Here is a 17,291-nt window from a genome sequence, read left to right on the forward strand (position 1 = left end):
GTCGTCTACCTCCGTTATCATGTAAAGATTATAGCAGAATTTCCTGTTGATTACGACATGAGACTTTCCCATGTTTCGTAACAGGTCTCCAGCTCTTCCTTTAATTCCTGCTGCTGCGCGCTCAGCTCATTCAGCTTCGCGGAATTTTTCGCCGTTTCCGGGTCCATAAACAGCTGGTCAATCTGCCCGATCTTCTCTTCCAGTTCTGAAATCCGTTCTTCCACGTTCCGGATTTCCCGTTCCTGTTTTTTCCTGGCTGCTTTCTGTGCCTTCTGATCCGCGTAATCTTCTTTTCCGGAATTTTCCTCGGATTGGGCAGCAGATGAAGCTTCCGCCGCGGCAGTCTCTGTTTCGCCGCCAAACACAGCCTGTTCGTTGACTTCCCTTTTTTCTGCGAAATAATCGTAATTTCCGATATAGTTTACCAGCGCATGTCTGGTCAGGTGCAGAATTCTCGTAGCCACCCGGTTAATAAAATACCGGTCGTGGGACACAAACAAAACGGTCCCCTCATATCTGCGCAGGGCGGATTCCAGAATTTCTTTCGACTCAATGTCCAGATGGTTCGTAGGCTCATCCAGAATCAGGAAATTCGCGTCAGAAAGCATCAGCTTCGCCAGGGAAAGGCGTCCCCGCTCCCCGCCGCTCAAATCAGCGATCCTCTTAAAGACATCATCCTCGGTAAAAAGGAATGCCGCCAGCACATTCCGGATCTTTGTCTCCGTCATATGCGGATACGCATCGGAAAGTTCTTCAAACAGGGTCTTTTCGTCATGCAGTTCCTGCTGCTCCTGATCATAGTACCCGATGGTTACATTGGTTCCCAGGCGGAAGCTCCCGGCATCCGCCGGCAGCTTCCGGTTCAGAATTTTCAGGATCGTCGTCTTTCCCGTTCCGTTCTGGCCGATCAGCGCGACCCGCTCTCCCCGTTTGATCTGAAAATCAATGGAAGAAAACAGCGTGTGGCTGCCAAAGAACTTGCTTAATCCCTCCACATCCAGCACATCATTTCCGCTGATGACCTCCGGCTGAAGGGTCAGAGTCATTCCGCCCTTTTCTTCCTCCGGTTTTTCCAGACGCTGTATTTTATCCAGCGCTTTCTGCCTGCTTTCCGCCCGCTTAACAGATTTCTCCCGGTTAAAGGACTTCAGTTTGTCGATCACCTGCTGCTGCCGGGCAATTTCCCGCTGCTGATTCATGTAAGCGCGGATCTGCTCTTCTCTGCGCTGTTCTGCCTTTTTCGCGTATTCGGAATAATTCCCCTTATATACATGGGCCGCATGACAGCTGATCTCCACGACTTTGGACACCACCCGATCCAGAAAATAACGGTCATGGGCAACAATGATCACCGTTCCTTTATAGTTCAGGAGAAAATTTTCCAGCCAGTTGATGGATTCAATGTCCAGGTGGTTTGTGGGCTCATCCAGCAGAAGGAGATCCGGCTGCGTCACCAGCAGCCGGGCCAGGGCCACCCGGGTCTTCTGACCGCCGGACAGTTCATCACAGTATTTGCTGAAATCCTCTTCCGCGAAACCGAGTCCCTTTAATACGCCTGAGACTTCACTGTGCACCGCATATCCACCATTCCGGTCAAAATCACTCAGCAGCCGGTGGTACTGCACCAGGTAGCTGTCCATCTGTTCGGGCGCCACCCGGCTCATATTCTGTTCCATCTCATGGATTTTCTTTTCCTGATCCAGCAGATCCTGTTTTCCGGTCAGCACCTGATCGTAGATGGTTTTGTGATCCTCCACATTCTGGTACTGCGCCAGGTACCCGACGGAAGTGCCGCGGGCAATGGTCACTGTGCCGGAATCCGCGGTTTCCTCGCCGGTAATTATTTTTAATAACGTAGATTTGCCGGCACCATTGATGCCGACAATTGCTACTTTTTCATATTCATTTACATGAAAGGATACATCATTTAAAATGACATCCGTTCCATAAGATTTTGTTATATTCTGACAGCCTGCTATCATTGCATCATACTCTCCTGCTATGCGCGAACCGCATCAAGAGCCTCCCGCACTGCCTTGATAAAGTCAAAGCTGTTTAATACCACCGGATTCTCCATGGTGGTAATCAGCGCAAGATCCTTGGTCATGCGGCCGGACTCAATCACGCCGATGGTTGCTGCCTCCAGCTGGTCCGCAAAGGTACGCAGTTCGGAAATGCCGTCCAGTTCGCCGCGTTTTCTCAGTGCGCCGCTCCAGGCAAAAATAGTTGCCACCGAGTTGGTAGAAGTCTCTTCGCCCTTCAGATACTTATAGTAATGTCTCTGCACCGTTCCGTGAGCCGCCTCATACTCATAGACACCGCTGGGGGACACGAGCACAGATGTCATCATGGCCAGGGAGCCGAAGGCGGAAGAGATCATGTCGCTCATCACATCGCCGTCGTAATTCTTGCAGGCCCAGATGTATCCTCCTTCGGATTTCATGGTACGTGCCACGGCGTCATCAATCAGGGTGTAGAAATAAGTAATGCCCGCTTCTTCAAAGGCACTCCTGTATTCCGATTCGTAGACTTCCTGGAAAATATCCTTGAAGGTATGGTCATATTTTTTAGAAATGGTGTCCTTGGCCGCAAACCAGAGATCCTGTTTGGTGTCCAGGGCATAGTTGAAGCAGCTGTGAGCAAAGCTGTCGATGGACTTGTTGATGTTATGCTGTCCCTGAACGATGCCCGGGCCGGTAAATTCATGCACTAACTCCCGCTGCTCGCTGCCGTCCGCAGCCGTGTAAACCAGCTCCACTTTACCTGCTGCCGGAATTTTCATCTCTACATTTTTATACAGATCCCCGTACGCGTGACGCGCGATGGTAATCGGCTTTTTCCAGTTCCGTACAACCGGTTCAATTCCCTTTACAACAATGGGGGTACGGAATACGGTTCCGTCCAGGATGGCACGAATCGTTCCGTTCGGGCTCTTCCACATTTCCTTCAGATCGTACTCTTCCACACGGGCCGCGTTTGGCGTAATGGTCGCGCATTTCACGCCGACGCCGTATTTCGCTGTGGCATTGGCTGCGTCAAAAGTCACTCTGTCATCGGTTTCATTTCTATGTTTCAGTCCAAGATCGTAATATTCTGTCTTCAGATCAATATATGGAAGCAGAAGCTCTTCTTTAATCTCCTTCCACAGGATACGGGTCATCTCATCTCCGTCCATCTCCACAATGGGAGTCGTCATTGTAATTCTGCTCATATCTTCCTCCTCTAACACGGGCACGGCGTGCGTATTCCCGTTTTTTGCAGATCGGGCCTTCTTCAGCGTGACTGCAAAAGAAGTCTCACATGCTATAATACATTATCCCAGCCTACTTCTTCAATGTTTTTTATTGTATTCATAATATGATCGTTTGCCAGTTTTTTGGCCAGTTCCCCATCATGCGCACGGATCGCCTGCACGATTGCCTTGTGCTCATCATTGGAAAAAGCCGCCCTCGTCCCGGATGCCAGCGTCACCTTGCGCACCCGCTGCAGATAATGATGAAAATTACTCAGCACATGTTCCAGGATTTTACTGCCGGAAGCCCGGTACAGGGTTTCATGGAAACGGTTGTCTTCTTCAAACACCTGCTCCGCGTTTCCCCTCTGCACATGAAAATCCGTCAGGTATACGATTTCTTCCAGTTCTGCCACCTGATCATCCGACGCGTGACGGGCAGCTTTCTGGGCGCAGTATCCTTCCAGCATGGACCGGATCTCCAGAATGTCATACATATCCTCCCTGGAAATCCCCACCACCTGGGCGCCCCGATTGGGCGTAATGGTCACAAGACCCTGCAGTTCCAGCTGGCGGAGGGCTTCCCGCACAGGCGTCCGGCTGACACAGAGTTCATCTCCGATGGCTTTTTCCTTCAGTTCCTCGTTGGGTTTGTATTTGCCGGACAGAATGTTTTCTTCCAGAATATGGTACACTTTCGAGCTTAACGAATTGCTTTCACTGCTCATAGCTTCTCCTCCGTTACAATGTAATCTTCAGCTGCTGGCAGATCTCTGTGATCTTGACCACCAGTTCCCGGTCGGTCAGCACTGTGACACGGCCTTCCTCGTACATCGTATCCACCCACTTTTTCAGCCGGGTTACCAGTTCTGAATTCTTATCAATTTGGCGCTCCTGGGGCAGACGGTAATAGGTATTGATCCAGTGGGCAATGCCGGCGGCCCCGGATGTATTGGAAACAGATACCAGCGGCGGACGGTTCAGGAACTTTTCTGTATCAAAAATATTGTAGATTTCCTCATTTTTCAGCAGTCCGTCCGCATGGATTCCGGCACGGGTTACGTTAAAGTTTTTCCCCACAAAAGGGGTCCGCTCAGGAATATGATACCCCAGTTCTTTCTCATAATATTCCGCAAGTTCTGTAATCACCGTGGTATCCATGCCATCCAGGCCGCCTTTAAACTGCGCATATTCAAAAACCATGGCCTCCAGCGGCGTATTGCCGGTACGTTCCCCGATTCCGAAAAGCGCGCAGTTGACACCGGAAGCCCCGTACAGCCATGCAGTGGACGAATTAGACACCGCCTTGTAGAAATCATTGTGGCCATGCCATTCAATCATGGAAGATGGCAGCCCGGCATGGGTTTTCAGTCCGTAGATAATGCCAGGCACACTGCGGGGAATCACGGCGCCGGGATAGTTCACGCCATATCCCATGGTATCGCAGGCCCGCACTTTGATGGGAATTCCGTATTCTTCGGAAAGCTTTGACAGCTCGTTGCAGAAGGGAATCACATATCCGTAAATATCCGCTCTGGTAATATCTTCCAGATGGCAGCGGGGACGAACTCCCGTTTCAAGGCATTCCCGAATCACATCCAGATAGTGATTCATGGCTTCTTTTCTGGTCATCCGCAGTTTGTAAAAAATATGATAATCCGAGCAGCTGACCAGAATGCCCGTCTCTTTCAGTCCCAGATCCTTTACCAGCTGGAAATCCTTCTTGCTGGCGCGGATCCAGCTGGTGATTTCCGGGAACTCATATCCCCGCTCCATACATTTATACACGGCGTCCCTGTCCTTTTTGCTGTACAGGAAAAACTCGCTCTGCCGGATAATGCCCTTTGGCCCTCCCAGCCGGTGGAGATAGTCAAAGATCTGAACCATCTGTTCCGTGGTATATGGCTCCCTGGACTGCTGGCCGTCACGGAATGTGGTATCGGTAATCCAGATTTCCTCCGGCATATTATGGGGAACCACACGGTCATTAAAAGCGATTTTCGGAATTTCTTCATAAGGAAACAGATTGTGAAAAGTCACCGGCTTCTTCACATCCACCAGTTCATAAAACCGCTCCTCCAGCTGAAGCAGATTATTATGGTCATTCATATAAACATTGCGCATGTAAGACTCCTTTCCGTACTGCGCCCGTACCTGACATCGTCTGTATGGAAACCTGCACCTGTTCGCTTCTGCCTGTTTCTCAAATGCGCGACTGCCGGACCGCTGTATTAACGTATAATTGTATACGATTATACGTTAATACGATAAAGCAGTCAAGAGGATGGCCCCTCTTTTGCATGAAAAAAACGCAGAAACCACGAAGGAAGCGGTCTCTGCGTTTTTCTGTCCTGCGGTATTCCAAAGAGGAATCCTTCAGAACCTGCTCTTATTTGATTTCATGAACGGTACGCGGGATATAGGTGGTATGCAGCAGTTCATGGGCCAGATGGCTGCCCGGCTGGCCGAGGAACTCGTCATACAGCTGAATAATCGCAGGGTTTTCATGGGATTTTCTGTATGTGCAGTTCCGGTCATTTTCATAAAGGGCCTTGGCACGCTCTTTAGCCAGATCCACTGTGTTGCGGACATAGCCCGGCTGCTGGGGCTGACCGCCGCCGTTGACACATCCGCCCGGACATCCCATGACTTCAATAAAGGTATAGTCGGCTTCGCCGGACTGTACTTTTTTCATCAGATCATGGGCGCATTTGGTGCTGGAAGCCACTGCGACTTTCATCTTTGTTCCCTTCAGATCATAGGTTGCTTCCTTGATTCCGTCGGTTCCGCGCACTTCCTTGAAATCAAGTGCCGGCAGCTCCTCGCCGGTGATTTTCTCATAGGCGGTACGAAGGGCTGCTTCCATAACGCCGCCGGTGGCGCCGAAAATAACTGCGGCTCCGGTGCCGAGTCCCAAAGGCGCGTCAAATTTTTCATCCGGAAGATCCCGGAACTGGATGCCGGCCATGCGGATCATCCGTGCCAGCTCCCTGGTGGTGATAACAATATCTACATCGGGTACGCCCGCGCCGTCTTCATCCGGACGGGTGATTTCGAATTTCTTCGCGGTACAGGGCATTACGCTGACCACAACAAGATCCTTTTTATCCACGCCGATTTTATCCGCATAGTAGCTCTTTGCGATGGCGCCGAACATGGTATGGGGCGCCTTGCAGGATGACAGATGTGGCAGCAGGTCAGGGAAATAATGCTCGCAGTATTTGATCCATCCCGGTGAACAGGAGGTCATCATGGGAAGCACGCCGCCGTTGGTGACACGTTCGATCAGTTCGTTCGCCTCTTCCATAATGGTAAGGTCGGCTGCAAAATCCGTATCAAATACATCATCAAATCCAAGGCGCCGCAGCGCAGCTGCCATCTTGCCTTCCACATCTGTGCCGATGGGATAGTCAAATTCCTCACCCAGAGCAGCCCGTACTGCCGGGGCCGTCTGTACAATGACCCGCTTGGTCGGATCCGCAATGGCGTCAAAGACATCTTTTGTATTGTCTTTTTCCTGCAATGCGCCGGTAGGACACACCGCGATACACTGTCCGCAGGATACACAGGCGGTGTCTCCCAGGCCTTTGCCGAAGGGGGATCCGATATTGGTCTCAAATCCACGCTCATTGGCGCCGATGACACCGATTCCCTGTACCTTTTCACAGGTGGCGCTGCAGCGGCGGCACAGGATGCATTTGTTGTTATCCCGGATCATATGCGGCGCGCTATCATCGATGGGATACACATTGCGCACGCCGTCAAAGTAATCATCCTCATCGATATGGTAGTCATAGCAGAGCTTCTGCAGCTCACATCTGCCGCTGCGGGCGCAGGACAGACATTTTCTCTCATGGATGGACAGAAGCAGCTGCAGGGTCTTTCTTCTGGAATCCCGTACTTTCTCCGTATTGGTCCATACTTCCATTCCTTCCGCTACCGGATAGACGCAGGCAGTGACCAGGGTTTTGGCGCCCTTCACTTCCACCACGCAGATTCGGCAGGCAGCGATTTCATTAATATCCTTTAAAAAACACAGCGTCGGGATCTCGATATTCGCCTGACGGGCAGCCTCTAAAATTGTGGTGCCCTCCGGAACGGAAACAGCAATCCCGTTGACAGTCAGATTTACGTTACTCATTTCCAATTCCTCCTTAACCTTTCCGTACAGCATCTACTTTACAGTTTTCCATGCAGACACCGCATTTAATACATTTGGTCACATCGATGGTATGCGGTTTTCTGAGTTCTCCTGTAATAGCGCCTACCGGACAGTTTCTTGCACACATGGTACATCCCACACATTTCGTGCCGTCGATATACATATGTACCAGATCTTTACATACACCTGCAGGGCATCTCTTCTCTGTTACATGGGCAATGTACTCATCTCTGAAATACCGCAGGGTAGAAAGAATCGGATTCGGTGCCGTCTGGCCAAGGCCGCAGGCGGAATTTTCCTTGATATAATTTGCCAGTTCCTCCAGTTTGTCGATATCTTCCAGGGTTCCGTTTCCCTTGGTGATTTTTTCAAGAATTTCCAGCATCCTTCTGGTGCCCACACGGCAGGGCGTACATTTTCCGCAGGACTCATCTACGGTAAACTGCAGGTAAAATTTGGCGATATCCACCATACAGTTATCTTCATCCATGACAATCAGTCCGCCGGATCCCATAATGGAACCGATGGCGCCGAGGTTTTCATAATCCATGGGTACGTCCAGGCATTCTGCTGGAATGCATCCGCCGGAAGGTCCGCCGGTCTGCGCGGCTTTGAACTGCTTGCCCTGGGGGATGCCGCCGCCGATTTCTTCAATTACCGTACGCAGCGGAGTTCCCATAGGCACTTCCACCAGACCTGTATTGTTGATTTTTCCGCCAAGGGCAAAGACTTTGGTTCCTTTTGATTTTTCCGTGCCGATGGAGCTGAACCAGTCCGCGCCCTTTAAGATAATCTGCGGAATATTCGCGTAGGTTTCCACGTTGTTCAGAATCGTGGGTTTTGCGAATAAGCCCTTGACTGCAGGGAACGGCGGTCTCGGACGGGGCTCACCCCGGTTTCCTTCAATGGACGTCATTAACGCGGTCTCTTCGCCGCAGACAAAGGCGCCTGCGCCCAGACGGAGCTCAATGTCAAAGTCAAATCCTGTTTCAAAGATATTCTTTCCTAACAGGCCGTATTCATGGGCCTGATCAATGGCGATTTTCAGACGTTCCACCGCAATCGGATATTCCGCGCGGACATAGATGTATCCCTGATTGGATCCGATGGCATAACCGGCGATGGCCATTGCCTCCAGAACCACATGAGGATCACCTTCCAATACAGACCGGTCCATAAATGCGCCGGGATCCCCCTCGTCCGCATTGCAGCATACATATTTCTGAACATTTCCGCGGTTGCCGGAAGCGAATTTCCATTTCAGTCCGGTAGGGAATCCGGCGCCGCCGCGTCCCCGCAGGCCGCTGTCCAGAATCGTTTGGATGACTTCGTCCGGTGTCATGGTGGTCAGGACCTTGCCCAGTGCCTGATAGCCGTCCATGGCAATGTATTCATCAATATTCTCCGGATTGATAATACCGCAGTTGCGCAGGGCGATTCTCTTCTGCCGTTTATAAAATACGGTCTCATTCAGAGAAGCCTGTCCGCCGCTGTTGTCCTCGTGATATTCCAGACGGGTCACTACCCGGCCTTTCAGCAGATGTTCCGTGACAATTTCTTTTACATCCTGCGGGCGGACTTTCTGATAGAATGTGCCATCCGGATACACGACAACAATCGGTCCGTAGGAACACAGCCCGTGACAGCCGGTTTCGATGACTTTAATCTCATTCTCCAGTCCGTTGGCTTTGATTTCCTGTGTGAAATTATAAAGGATTCTGCCGCTTTCCGAATCCTTACAGGACGATCCGCCGCAGACTAATACGTGTGAACGATACATGATTTCCCTCCTACTTTAATTTGTCGGCTGCCTTCAGCGTATACTGGTCTACGACGTTTCCGTTTACCAGATGCTGTTCCACGACTTCCTTTGCCTTTTTTGCGTCCATCCAGATATAGGTAACTTTTGGTTTGCCCGGTTCAAAGACTTCCACAATCGGCTCATACTGGCACAGGCCAATACATCCGGTCTGGGTCACCATGACGTTGTCAAGATTTTTATTTCTAACCTCTTCCGCGAGAGTGTTTAATACCGGTCTTGCCCCGGAAGCGATGCCGCAGGTAGCCATGCCGACCACCACGCGGGTCTTGTCGCTGGAAGCATCCCGCAGGCCGATCTCGCCCTTCATTCTCTCTTTTATCTGCTGAAGCTCAATTAGTGATTTCATAGAATTCCTCCATATACATGTCTTATATCTGCTGTTCCCCGTACGCATCTGTCTCATCTGTATTTTCTTTCAGATAGGAGTGAATGAATTCCGCAATTTCTTTCTGTGCGAAGGATGTATCACCGATGATTTTACGGATTTCATCCGTGTCGAGATCAAATCCGTGTCCATTCACCCGATAGTGATACACAAAATGAATCCCCTCATTAAAAACAACCAGCGAATAGATGGTCTCCGCAATGTCCCCCAAAGGCATGCAGTCAATACTGTCCGTACAGTATACGGCCTGCATGGATGTACCTTTGCCTTTTTCGGATGCAATGGAAAAACTTCCGCCGGTGCATTCCGCCGACTGCTGAAGGAACGGAATCCCCAGTCCGATCTTTCTTGTGGTCCGTGTGGTATAAAACGGATCTACGGCGGCTTTCAGCTGTTCCTCATCCATACCTGTCCCGTTATCACGGATTGTAAAAGTGAGTGTATGATTGATGGTATCTCTCAGAACAGAGATGAATATATCAGCTGCTTTTGCGGTGATTGAATTCTGTGCGATATCCAGAATTGTCAGAGAAATTTCGGGAAGCATCAGTTATATTTTGCCAGGATCTGATCCACGTCACGCGCGGTCAGGCGGCCATATACATTTTCATTAATCATCATTACCGGTGCCAGTCCGCAGGCGCCGACGCATCTGCAGGCATCTAATGAAAATTTTCCATCCGGTGTGCATTCGCCGGTCTGGATACCCAGCACTTCCGTGACGCGTTTGAGCACATCTCCGGATCCCTTTACATAACATGCTGTGCCAAGACAGACAGAAATCTGATATTTCCCCTTTGGAGTCAAATTGAACTGTGAGTAGAATGTAGCGATGCCATATATCTTTTCCATCGGAATTTCAAGTTCGTCCGCAATGATCTTCTGAACCTGCTCCGGAAGATATCCGTAGATATCCTGGGCTCTCTGCATAATCGGCATCAGGCAGCCCTTTTCATTCCGCAGTTCTTCGATCGCAAGGCGAAGCTCCTGTTCCTGTTCATTGCTTCCGTGAAAGGAAGCGGTTCTGTTTTCTGCCACAATGTTACCTCCTCATTGTTTTAAGTTAGATACAATCCATGTATACTATAGCACCCCTTTCACTTTAATGCAATGAAATATTGTTTAATGTTTCGTACAATTTTGCGTTTGTCATGCGACAAATGTTGAATCCAGCCGAAGCATGGACATTATGCACATAATTTGATACAATTGCTACTGGCATCTATTACATTTCAACTAGTAATCTGGAGGAACCCACATTGACAATCCGACAAATTGCCTCCATTCTCGAAGCCGAAATCTGTGTGCCGGGTCCTGACCTGGATCAGGAAATCGCCATTGCATACGCCTCTGACATGATGGCGGATGTACTGGCTTTTGCTGTGCCCGGCTGCGCGCTGATTACCGGCCTGCGCAGCCAGCAGGTCATTCGTTCCGCGGAACTGAAAGATCTTGCATGCATTATCTTCAGCCGGGGAAAAGTTCCGGACAGCGGTATGATCGACCTGGCCCGGGACTGCGGCATGAGCATTATGTACACAAAACTGCCGATGTTTACCACATCCGGCATTCTTTACGAACACGGGATCAGGGGGGTAAAAGCAAGTGACTAGTATCAAATATCATTATACCGTTGACGGAGAGGATTTTACCCGCGCCGGGGAAGCCAGCAGCGATCTGAAACGAAAGCTGAAACAGATGCACATTTCTCCGGAAATCATCCGGCGGGTCTCCATCGCCCTGTATGAAGGAGAAATCAACATGGTGATCCACGCCAACGGCGGAACCATTGATGTGGAAATCGATCCGGAAAAAATCGATATGCTGCTCAAGGACACGGGCCCTGGGATCGAAGATGTGGACAAAGCCATGCAGGAAGGCTACACCACCGCCACCTCCCAGATTATGTCCCTGGGATTCGGCGCGGGCATGGGACTGCCCAATATGAAAAAGTCTTCCGACACCATGTCCATTGACACCAAAGCCGGCGTCGGAACCACGGTGCATATGACCGTTAACCTGCGCTGAAGGCAGGCGGCACCGTTCTGCGGTCCGCAAACAGATAATGAAACAGAGGCAAGTATCTGATTATGAATCAAAACAAATTTTATCACTCGGTTTACCTGCGCAGCGAATTGTGCGAAGGGTGCATCCACTGTCTGAAACGATGCCCCACTGCCGCGATCCGCGTCACCAGCGGGAAGGCCAGCATCATCAAAGAATTCTGCATCGACTGCGGAGAATGTATCATTCACTGTCCCCACAACGCAAAGGAAACCCGGCGGGATGACTATCATTTTGTCCGAAACCAATACGACTATCTTGTGGCCCTGGTCGATCCGTCGATTTACGGACAGTTCAATCATCTGACCGATATCAACATCATCCTGTCCGCCCTGATTGGCATGGGATTTGATGACGTGTTCGAAGTGGGCCTGGCCTATGAATACATTATGGATAAAGCCAGGGACTATATCGCCGAGCATCCGGACATCCGTCCGGTGATCAATCCGACCTGCCCGTCAGTGGAACGGCTGATCCGCGTGCGTTTTCCCAGCCTGATCGAGAATATTCTCCCTTATGTGCCGCCCACGGAAATAGCCGCCCAGGCCGCTCTGCATATCGCACTGGAAAAATCCGGCCTGCCCGAGGAACGGATCGGCATCATCTATATTTCTCCCTGTCCGGCACAGATTTCCTTTGTACATGATCCCTTCGGCACGGATACCCAGACGGTGGACAAGACCATCGCCCTGAAGGACATTTATCCTGATCTGATCACAGCCATGAAAGATGCCGCCGCCCACCCGCTCCATCTCTCCCGCTGCGGAAAAATCGGCATTACCGTGGGAACCACCTGTTCGGAGGCCAAAAGCCTAGGGACCCGCAACTACCTGGCCGCCGACGGCATCGAAAACGTGATCCGGGTGCTCAATGACATCGAAGACGGCAAGATCACCGAAGAGCTGGTTTACGCGGAGTTAAAGGGATGCAGCGCCGGCTGTGTCGGCGGAGTCCTGAATGTGGAAAATCCCTACTATGCCCGCGCCAAGATCAAACAGCTGGAGGAGCGCACCGCGCCCAGCCAGTCCCACCGGGAATTCTTCGAGGACCGGTGCGGGATCCATCCGGAATGGACCTCTCCGCTGTTATATGAACCGGTATACCGTCTCGGTGATGACCTGTTTGACAGCATGCAGAAAATGACGGATGTGGAGGAAATCTTAAAGACACTTCCCGGCCTGGACTGCGGTTCCTGCGGCTGCCCCACCTGCCGCACCCTGGCAGAAGATATTGTGCGGGGAGCTCCCGGTGCCCAGCGGGAAAACTGCATCTACATGCTGCGGGGACTCTACAGCCGTATGATAAAAGAACAGAAACAAGCAGCTGCCGCAGCCGAAACACCGGATACACAGAAACCACCGGCTGCTGATTCCGCGGATACCGGCAGCAGCAAAGACTGAACACCCCAAGGAGGACAAGGATGCAAATAAAAGATCTGAATACGTTACCGGATTTTGAAGAACTGGTTCCCTCTGATTTCCCGGAAGATGAAATCAGCACGTCCTACTGCTGTGATCTCCTGAGTGTGGCCATGAAGGGAGCGCCGGCGCAGTGTGCCTGGTGTACCGTAATGAACAATATCAATACCCTGGCCGTCGCGTCCCTGACAGATGCCGCCTGCGTCATCCTGTGCTGCGGCATTCATCCCACTCCGGAAGTACTGGAAAAGGCAGCGCAGCAGCATATCTGCCTCTACCAAACAAATCTGCCTGTTTTCCAGGCTGCTCTGGAGGTATATAAGAAACAGCATGAAACTGACCTATGATCTGCATATCCATTCCTGCCTGTCCCCCTGCGCGGATGACGATATGACGCCGGAAAACATCGCCGGAATGGCACATTTAAATCATCTGCACGTCGCGGCGCTGACCGACCACAACACCTGCCGCAACTGCGAAGCCTTTCTGAAGGCTGCCGCGCGCTACGGTATTTTCGGAATCTGCGGCATGGAACTGACCACAGCGGAAGAAGTCCATGCAGTCTGCCTGTTTCCTTCCCTGGAACGGGCCATGGATTTTGACGCATATGTCGCCGACCGCCGTCTTCTGCTGCAAAACACCCCCGAACTATTCGGCCGGCAGCTGCTTTACGCGCCGGATGATCAGCCGGCGGGCGAATACGACCCGTTGCTGCTCTGCGCCACGGATATCTCGTTTTCCGCATTGACGCATCTGCTGCCGGAATTCGGAGGCATTTATTTCCCGGCCCATATCGACAAGCCCAGCAATTCCCTGCTGTCCAACCTCGGTTTTATTCCCTATGACAGCGAATTCAGTTTTTACGAACTGAGCAGCCGGTGTACCGAAGACCGTCAGCAGGAACTTCTAGAACGGAATCCCCGCCTGGTCCCATGCAGACCCCTGTGGAATTCTGACGCCCACAGTCTGGGACAGATCAAAGAAGGAGGGATCCCTCTGGAGGCAGATGACGTAACCTTTGCTTCCCTCTTTCGTACAGCCCCCTGCTGACCGGTTCCTTTGAAGCAAAAGAGCTGCCTGCGGCCGATGGAACTTCCATTTCCACTGGCCGCAGGCAGCTCTTTGTTTCTGCATCTACTGAATTGCAGCTCTTTTTCTGTTATTTCTGCACAATATTTACGATCCGTCCCGGCACATAAATCTCCTTGACAATCGTACCTGTCAGTTTGTCTCCCAGCACTTCTTTTGCCGCTGCCAAAGCATCCTCCTTGGACGCATCTGCAGCAATGGTTACCACACCTTTGGTCTTTCCGTTGATCTGTACTGCGATCTCTTTTTCATCATCTTTCATGGCTTCTTCATCATAGGAAGGCCAGCCGGCAGTAAAGACAGAATCTTCATGCCCCAGCTGATGATAGAGTTCTTCGCTGATGTGTGGTGCGAAGGGAGACAGCAGAACCACGAATGTCTCCAGTGTCTCTTTGTCCACGCCGCCCTTCTTCGCCAGATCATTCAGCTTGTTATTGTATTCCATAAATCCGGAAATTACCGTATTCAAACTAAAGCTCTCCAGACGTGTGGTAATGTCATAAATCAGTTTATGCCGGAGTTTCACCAGTTCTTTTGTCGGTGCCGCATTGGCATCCTTCTGATCCATCACCAGTTTCCAGAACTTGCTGATAAAGCGGTATACACCGTCGATTCCTCGGTCATCCCATTCGGAGTCCAGTTCCGGCGGTCCTACAAACAGCTCGTACAGCCGCAGCGAATCACAGCCGTAATCTCTGACCAGATCATCCGGTGAAATGACATTTCCCTTGGATTTGCTCATTTTGATTCCGTTCTTGCCGGTGATCATGCCCTGGTTGAACAGTTTCTTAAACGGCTCATCGAAATCAATGACACCAATGTCATACAGGAATTTGGTATAAAATCTGGAATACAGCAGATGCAGCACCGCATGCTCCACGCCGCCGATGTACATATCCACCGGCAGATATTTGTCTGCTTTCTCCCGGGATACCAGTTCTTTGTCATTCTTATTGTCAATATAGCGCAGGAAATACCAGGAAGACCCTGCCCACTGGGGCATGGTGTTGGTTTCGCGCTTGGCCGGTCTGCCGCAGCAGGGACAGGTGGTGTTTACCCAGTCCGTAATCGCTGCCAGCGGGGATTCCCCTGTTCCGGTGGGCTGATAGGACTCCACTTCCGGAAGCAGCAGAGGAAGCTCTTCTTCCGGTACCGGCACAGCTCCGCAATGGGGGCAGTGTACGATCGGAATCGGCTCGCCCCAGTATCTCTGGCGGGAGAATACCCAGTCTCTGAGCTTATAGTTCGTCGTTGCCCTGCCGCATCCCATCTCTTCGATGATGTGGGGTGCCTTTTTCTTTAATTCCGAAGATTCCATGCCGTTCCAGCTGCCGGAATTAATCATGGTTCCCCGGGCTTCCGTATAAGGCTCTGTCATGTGCTCAATTTCTTTTCCGTCTTTGGCAATGACCTGAACCACCGGTATGCCGTACTTCACCGCGAATTCAAAATCACGGTCATCATGGGCCGGCACACACATCACCGCGCCGGTACCGTAATCCGCAAGCACATAATCGGCCAGCCAGATCGGCACTTTTTTGCCGTTGATCGGATTAATCGCATACGATCCGGTGAACACACCTGTCTTCTCCTTGTCCTGCATCCGGTCTACTGAAGATTTCAGAGAAGTCTGATAAATATAGTCTTCTACGGCCCCTTTCTGCTCCGGTGTCGCCAGTTCCGATGCCATGGCATGCTCCGGCGCAAGCACCATAAATGTGGCGCCATGCAGGGTATCCGGACGGGTGGTATATACCGTAATCGTACGGTCAGAGCCATCTACGCGGAAGTTCACTTCTGCCCCGTAACTCTTGCCGATCCAGTCGGTCTGCATTTTTTTGACTTTTTCCGGCCAGTCCAGCTTGTCCAGATCATCCAGCAGACGATCTGCGTAATCTGTGATTTTCAGCATCCACTGGTTCAGATTTTTCTTGGTAACATCAGCCCCGCACCGTTCGCACTTGCCGTTAACCACTTCTTCATTGGCCAGTCCGGTCTTGCAGGACGGACACCAGTTAATGGGCATTTCCTTCTGATACGCCAGTCCCTTTTTAAACATCTGCACAAAGATCCACTGGGTCCATTTGTAAAAGGACGGATCTGTGGTGTTGACTTCCATATCCCAGTCATACAGAGCGGAGATTTCGTTGATCTGCCGCTTGATATTTTTGATATTGGAAGCGGTGGTGATCGCCGGATGGGTTCCCATCTTGATCGCGTAATTCTCAGCCGGCAGGCCGAAGGCGTCCCAGCCCATCGGATGAATAATATAATGACCTTGCTGCAGCTTATATCTGCTCCAGACATCTGAGATCACATATCCCCTCCAGTGTCCCACATGGAGTCCGTTGCCGGATGGATACGGAAACATATCCAGGCAATAGTATTTCGGCTTTTTGCCGTCGTTGACATTTACTGGTTTTTCTTTCCAGATTTTCCGCCATTTCTGCTCCACCTCACGGTGGTTATATGGTACTGACATATCTCATTTTCCTCCGTATCTGCACACTATATGTGTACTAACTCTAAAATTCTATCATAACAGCCGGATATGTCAACCCGGGTTCCCTGTTCCGGGCACACCAAAACCTGATTTCCCTTCACGCAAAAACGCGCCGCACAGAAGCGAAAAATCTCCCGCACGGATTCAGGAAAGAAATCAGTGCGGGAGATCTCAGGTATGTTTCTGTTTTTGTGATCTGCCGGATGCCTTCCGGCCTCCGACTCTGCCGGCTCCGGTCTTACAGATGCATCATAGCATTGATTGCCGAGCCCATGGATACAAATACGATAATGACGATTACATAGCAGATAATGGATAAAATCAGCTGCGCGATTGCCCAGTTTCTTCTGGACGGTCTGTTGTGGCCGCTGACAGCCCAGACGATCAGCATGATCAGGCCGACAATCGGAATTGCCGCAACAATCAATGTCCCGATCCAGCTGCCTACCCCCATATCACTTTCCGGTCTTACTGCTTCATTTTCCTGCATATCCTGCATAGGTTCCTCCTTGTCTGCGCAGCGCATGTTCTTCGGCAATCGCCGACATACACCGCATGATACATCTTTTTCTTTACCTATTCAGTATACCGGACTTCTTCAGGAATTGCAATTTTT

16 protein-coding genes are annotated in these 17,291 nt (G+C 51.0%); 5 read left to right on the forward strand and 11 right to left on the reverse strand.

Annotated features, from left to right (window positions below):
• Positions 1 to 50: 50 nt before the first annotated feature.
• From abc-f to nuoE, 9 genes are all read right to left on the reverse strand, one after another.
• The gene (abc-f, locus tag CXIVA_RS11875) at positions 51 to 1,982 is read right to left on the reverse strand and encodes a ribosomal protection-like ABC-F family protein (RefSeq protein WP_013978286.1); all 1,932 of its coding nucleotides are present in this window, start codon (positions 1,980 to 1,982) and stop codon (positions 51 to 53) included.
• Between the two features lie 17 nt (positions 1,983 to 1,999).
• The gene (locus CXIVA_RS11880; RefSeq protein ID WP_013978287.1) at positions 2,000 to 3,211 is read right to left on the reverse strand and encodes an NADP-dependent isocitrate dehydrogenase; all 1,212 of its coding nucleotides are present in this window, start codon (positions 3,209 to 3,211) and stop codon (positions 2,000 to 2,002) included.
• Positions 3,212 to 3,303: 92 nt separating this feature from the next.
• Positions 3,304 to 3,960, reverse strand: a complete 657-nt coding sequence (locus CXIVA_RS11885) for a GntR family transcriptional regulator (protein WP_013978288.1) — start codon at positions 3,958 to 3,960, stop codon at positions 3,304 to 3,306.
• Between the two features lie 13 nt (positions 3,961 to 3,973).
• Positions 3,974 to 5,356, reverse strand: a complete 1,383-nt coding sequence (locus CXIVA_RS11890; RefSeq protein ID WP_013978289.1) for a 2-isopropylmalate synthase — start codon at positions 5,354 to 5,356, stop codon at positions 3,974 to 3,976.
• Positions 5,357 to 5,621: 265 nt separating this feature from the next.
• Entirely contained in the window at positions 5,622 to 7,373 is a 1,752-nt protein-coding gene (locus CXIVA_RS11895) for an NADH-dependent [FeFe] hydrogenase, group A6 (protein WP_013978290.1), read from the reverse strand.
• Positions 7,374 to 7,386: 13 nt separating this feature from the next.
• Positions 7,387 to 9,174, reverse strand: coding sequence for an NADH-quinone oxidoreductase subunit NuoF (gene nuoF, locus CXIVA_RS11900; RefSeq protein WP_013978291.1), 1,788 nt, complete (start codon positions 9,172 to 9,174; stop codon positions 7,387 to 7,389).
• A gap of 10 nt (positions 9,175 to 9,184) precedes the next feature.
• Positions 9,185 to 9,562, reverse strand: coding sequence for a (2Fe-2S) ferredoxin domain-containing protein (locus tag CXIVA_RS11905; protein ID WP_013978292.1), 378 nt, complete (start codon positions 9,560 to 9,562; stop codon positions 9,185 to 9,187).
• A 22-nt stretch (positions 9,563 to 9,584) separates the two neighbouring features.
• Entirely contained in the window at positions 9,585 to 10,148 is a 564-nt protein-coding gene (locus CXIVA_RS11910; protein ID WP_013978293.1) for an ATP-binding protein, read from the reverse strand.
• Positions 10,148 to 10,642: an NADH-quinone oxidoreductase subunit NuoE gene (gene nuoE, locus CXIVA_RS11915; RefSeq protein ID WP_041727927.1), complete on the reverse strand. Its 495-nt coding sequence runs from the start codon at positions 10,640 to 10,642 to the stop codon at positions 10,148 to 10,150. Before nuoE ends, CXIVA_RS11910 begins: the two co-directional genes overlap by 1 nt.
• 218 nt (positions 10,643 to 10,860) lie before the next feature.
• Between nuoE and CXIVA_RS11920 the strand changes: the two genes are divergently transcribed.
• The 5 genes from CXIVA_RS11920 (at position 10,861) to CXIVA_RS11940 (ending at position 14,133) form a co-directional block, all read left to right on the forward strand.
• Positions 10,861 to 11,214 (forward strand): DRTGG domain-containing protein, encoded by a 354-nt coding sequence (locus tag CXIVA_RS11920; RefSeq protein ID WP_013978295.1) that lies wholly within the window; start codon positions 10,861 to 10,863, stop codon positions 11,212 to 11,214.
• Positions 11,207 to 11,629 (forward strand): ATP-binding protein, encoded by a 423-nt coding sequence (locus tag CXIVA_RS11925; RefSeq protein ID WP_013978296.1) that lies wholly within the window; start codon positions 11,207 to 11,209, stop codon positions 11,627 to 11,629. The genes CXIVA_RS11920 and CXIVA_RS11925 overlap by 8 nt, the downstream gene beginning before the upstream one ends.
• 62 nt (positions 11,630 to 11,691) lie before the next feature.
• Complete coding sequence (locus CXIVA_RS11930; protein ID WP_013978297.1) at positions 11,692 to 13,065, forward strand: [Fe-Fe] hydrogenase large subunit C-terminal domain-containing protein; 1,374 nt, start codon at positions 11,692 to 11,694, stop codon at positions 13,063 to 13,065.
• Positions 13,066 to 13,085: 20 nt separating this feature from the next.
• Positions 13,086 to 13,430 carry a hypothetical protein gene (locus CXIVA_RS11935; RefSeq protein ID WP_013978298.1) on the forward strand — a complete coding sequence of 115 codons (345 nt, stop codon included), beginning with the start codon at positions 13,086 to 13,088 and terminating at the stop codon, positions 13,428 to 13,430.
• Positions 13,414 to 14,133 carry a PHP domain-containing protein gene (locus tag CXIVA_RS11940; RefSeq protein ID WP_013978299.1) on the forward strand — a complete coding sequence of 240 codons (720 nt, stop codon included), beginning with the start codon at positions 13,414 to 13,416 and terminating at the stop codon, positions 14,131 to 14,133. Before CXIVA_RS11935 ends, CXIVA_RS11940 begins: the two co-directional genes overlap by 17 nt.
• A 109-nt stretch (positions 14,134 to 14,242) precedes the next feature.
• On the opposite strand, the gene leuS is transcribed toward CXIVA_RS11940, so the two are convergent.
• Both leuS and CXIVA_RS11950 read right to left on the reverse strand, forming a co-directional pair.
• Positions 14,243 to 16,654, reverse strand: a complete 2,412-nt coding sequence (gene leuS, locus CXIVA_RS11945) for a leucine--tRNA ligase (RefSeq protein ID WP_013978300.1) — start codon at positions 16,652 to 16,654, stop codon at positions 14,243 to 14,245.
• Between the two features lie 259 nt (positions 16,655 to 16,913).
• Positions 16,914 to 17,174 (reverse strand): hypothetical protein, encoded by a 261-nt coding sequence (locus tag CXIVA_RS11950; RefSeq protein WP_013978301.1) that lies wholly within the window; start codon positions 17,172 to 17,174, stop codon positions 16,914 to 16,916.
• Positions 17,175 to 17,291 lie beyond the last annotated feature (117 nt).

Origin of the sequence: Clostridium sp. SY8519, from assembly GCF_000270305.1 — a bacterium.
Taxonomy (GTDB): domain Bacteria; phylum Bacillota; class Clostridia; order Lachnospirales; family Lachnospiraceae; genus SY8519.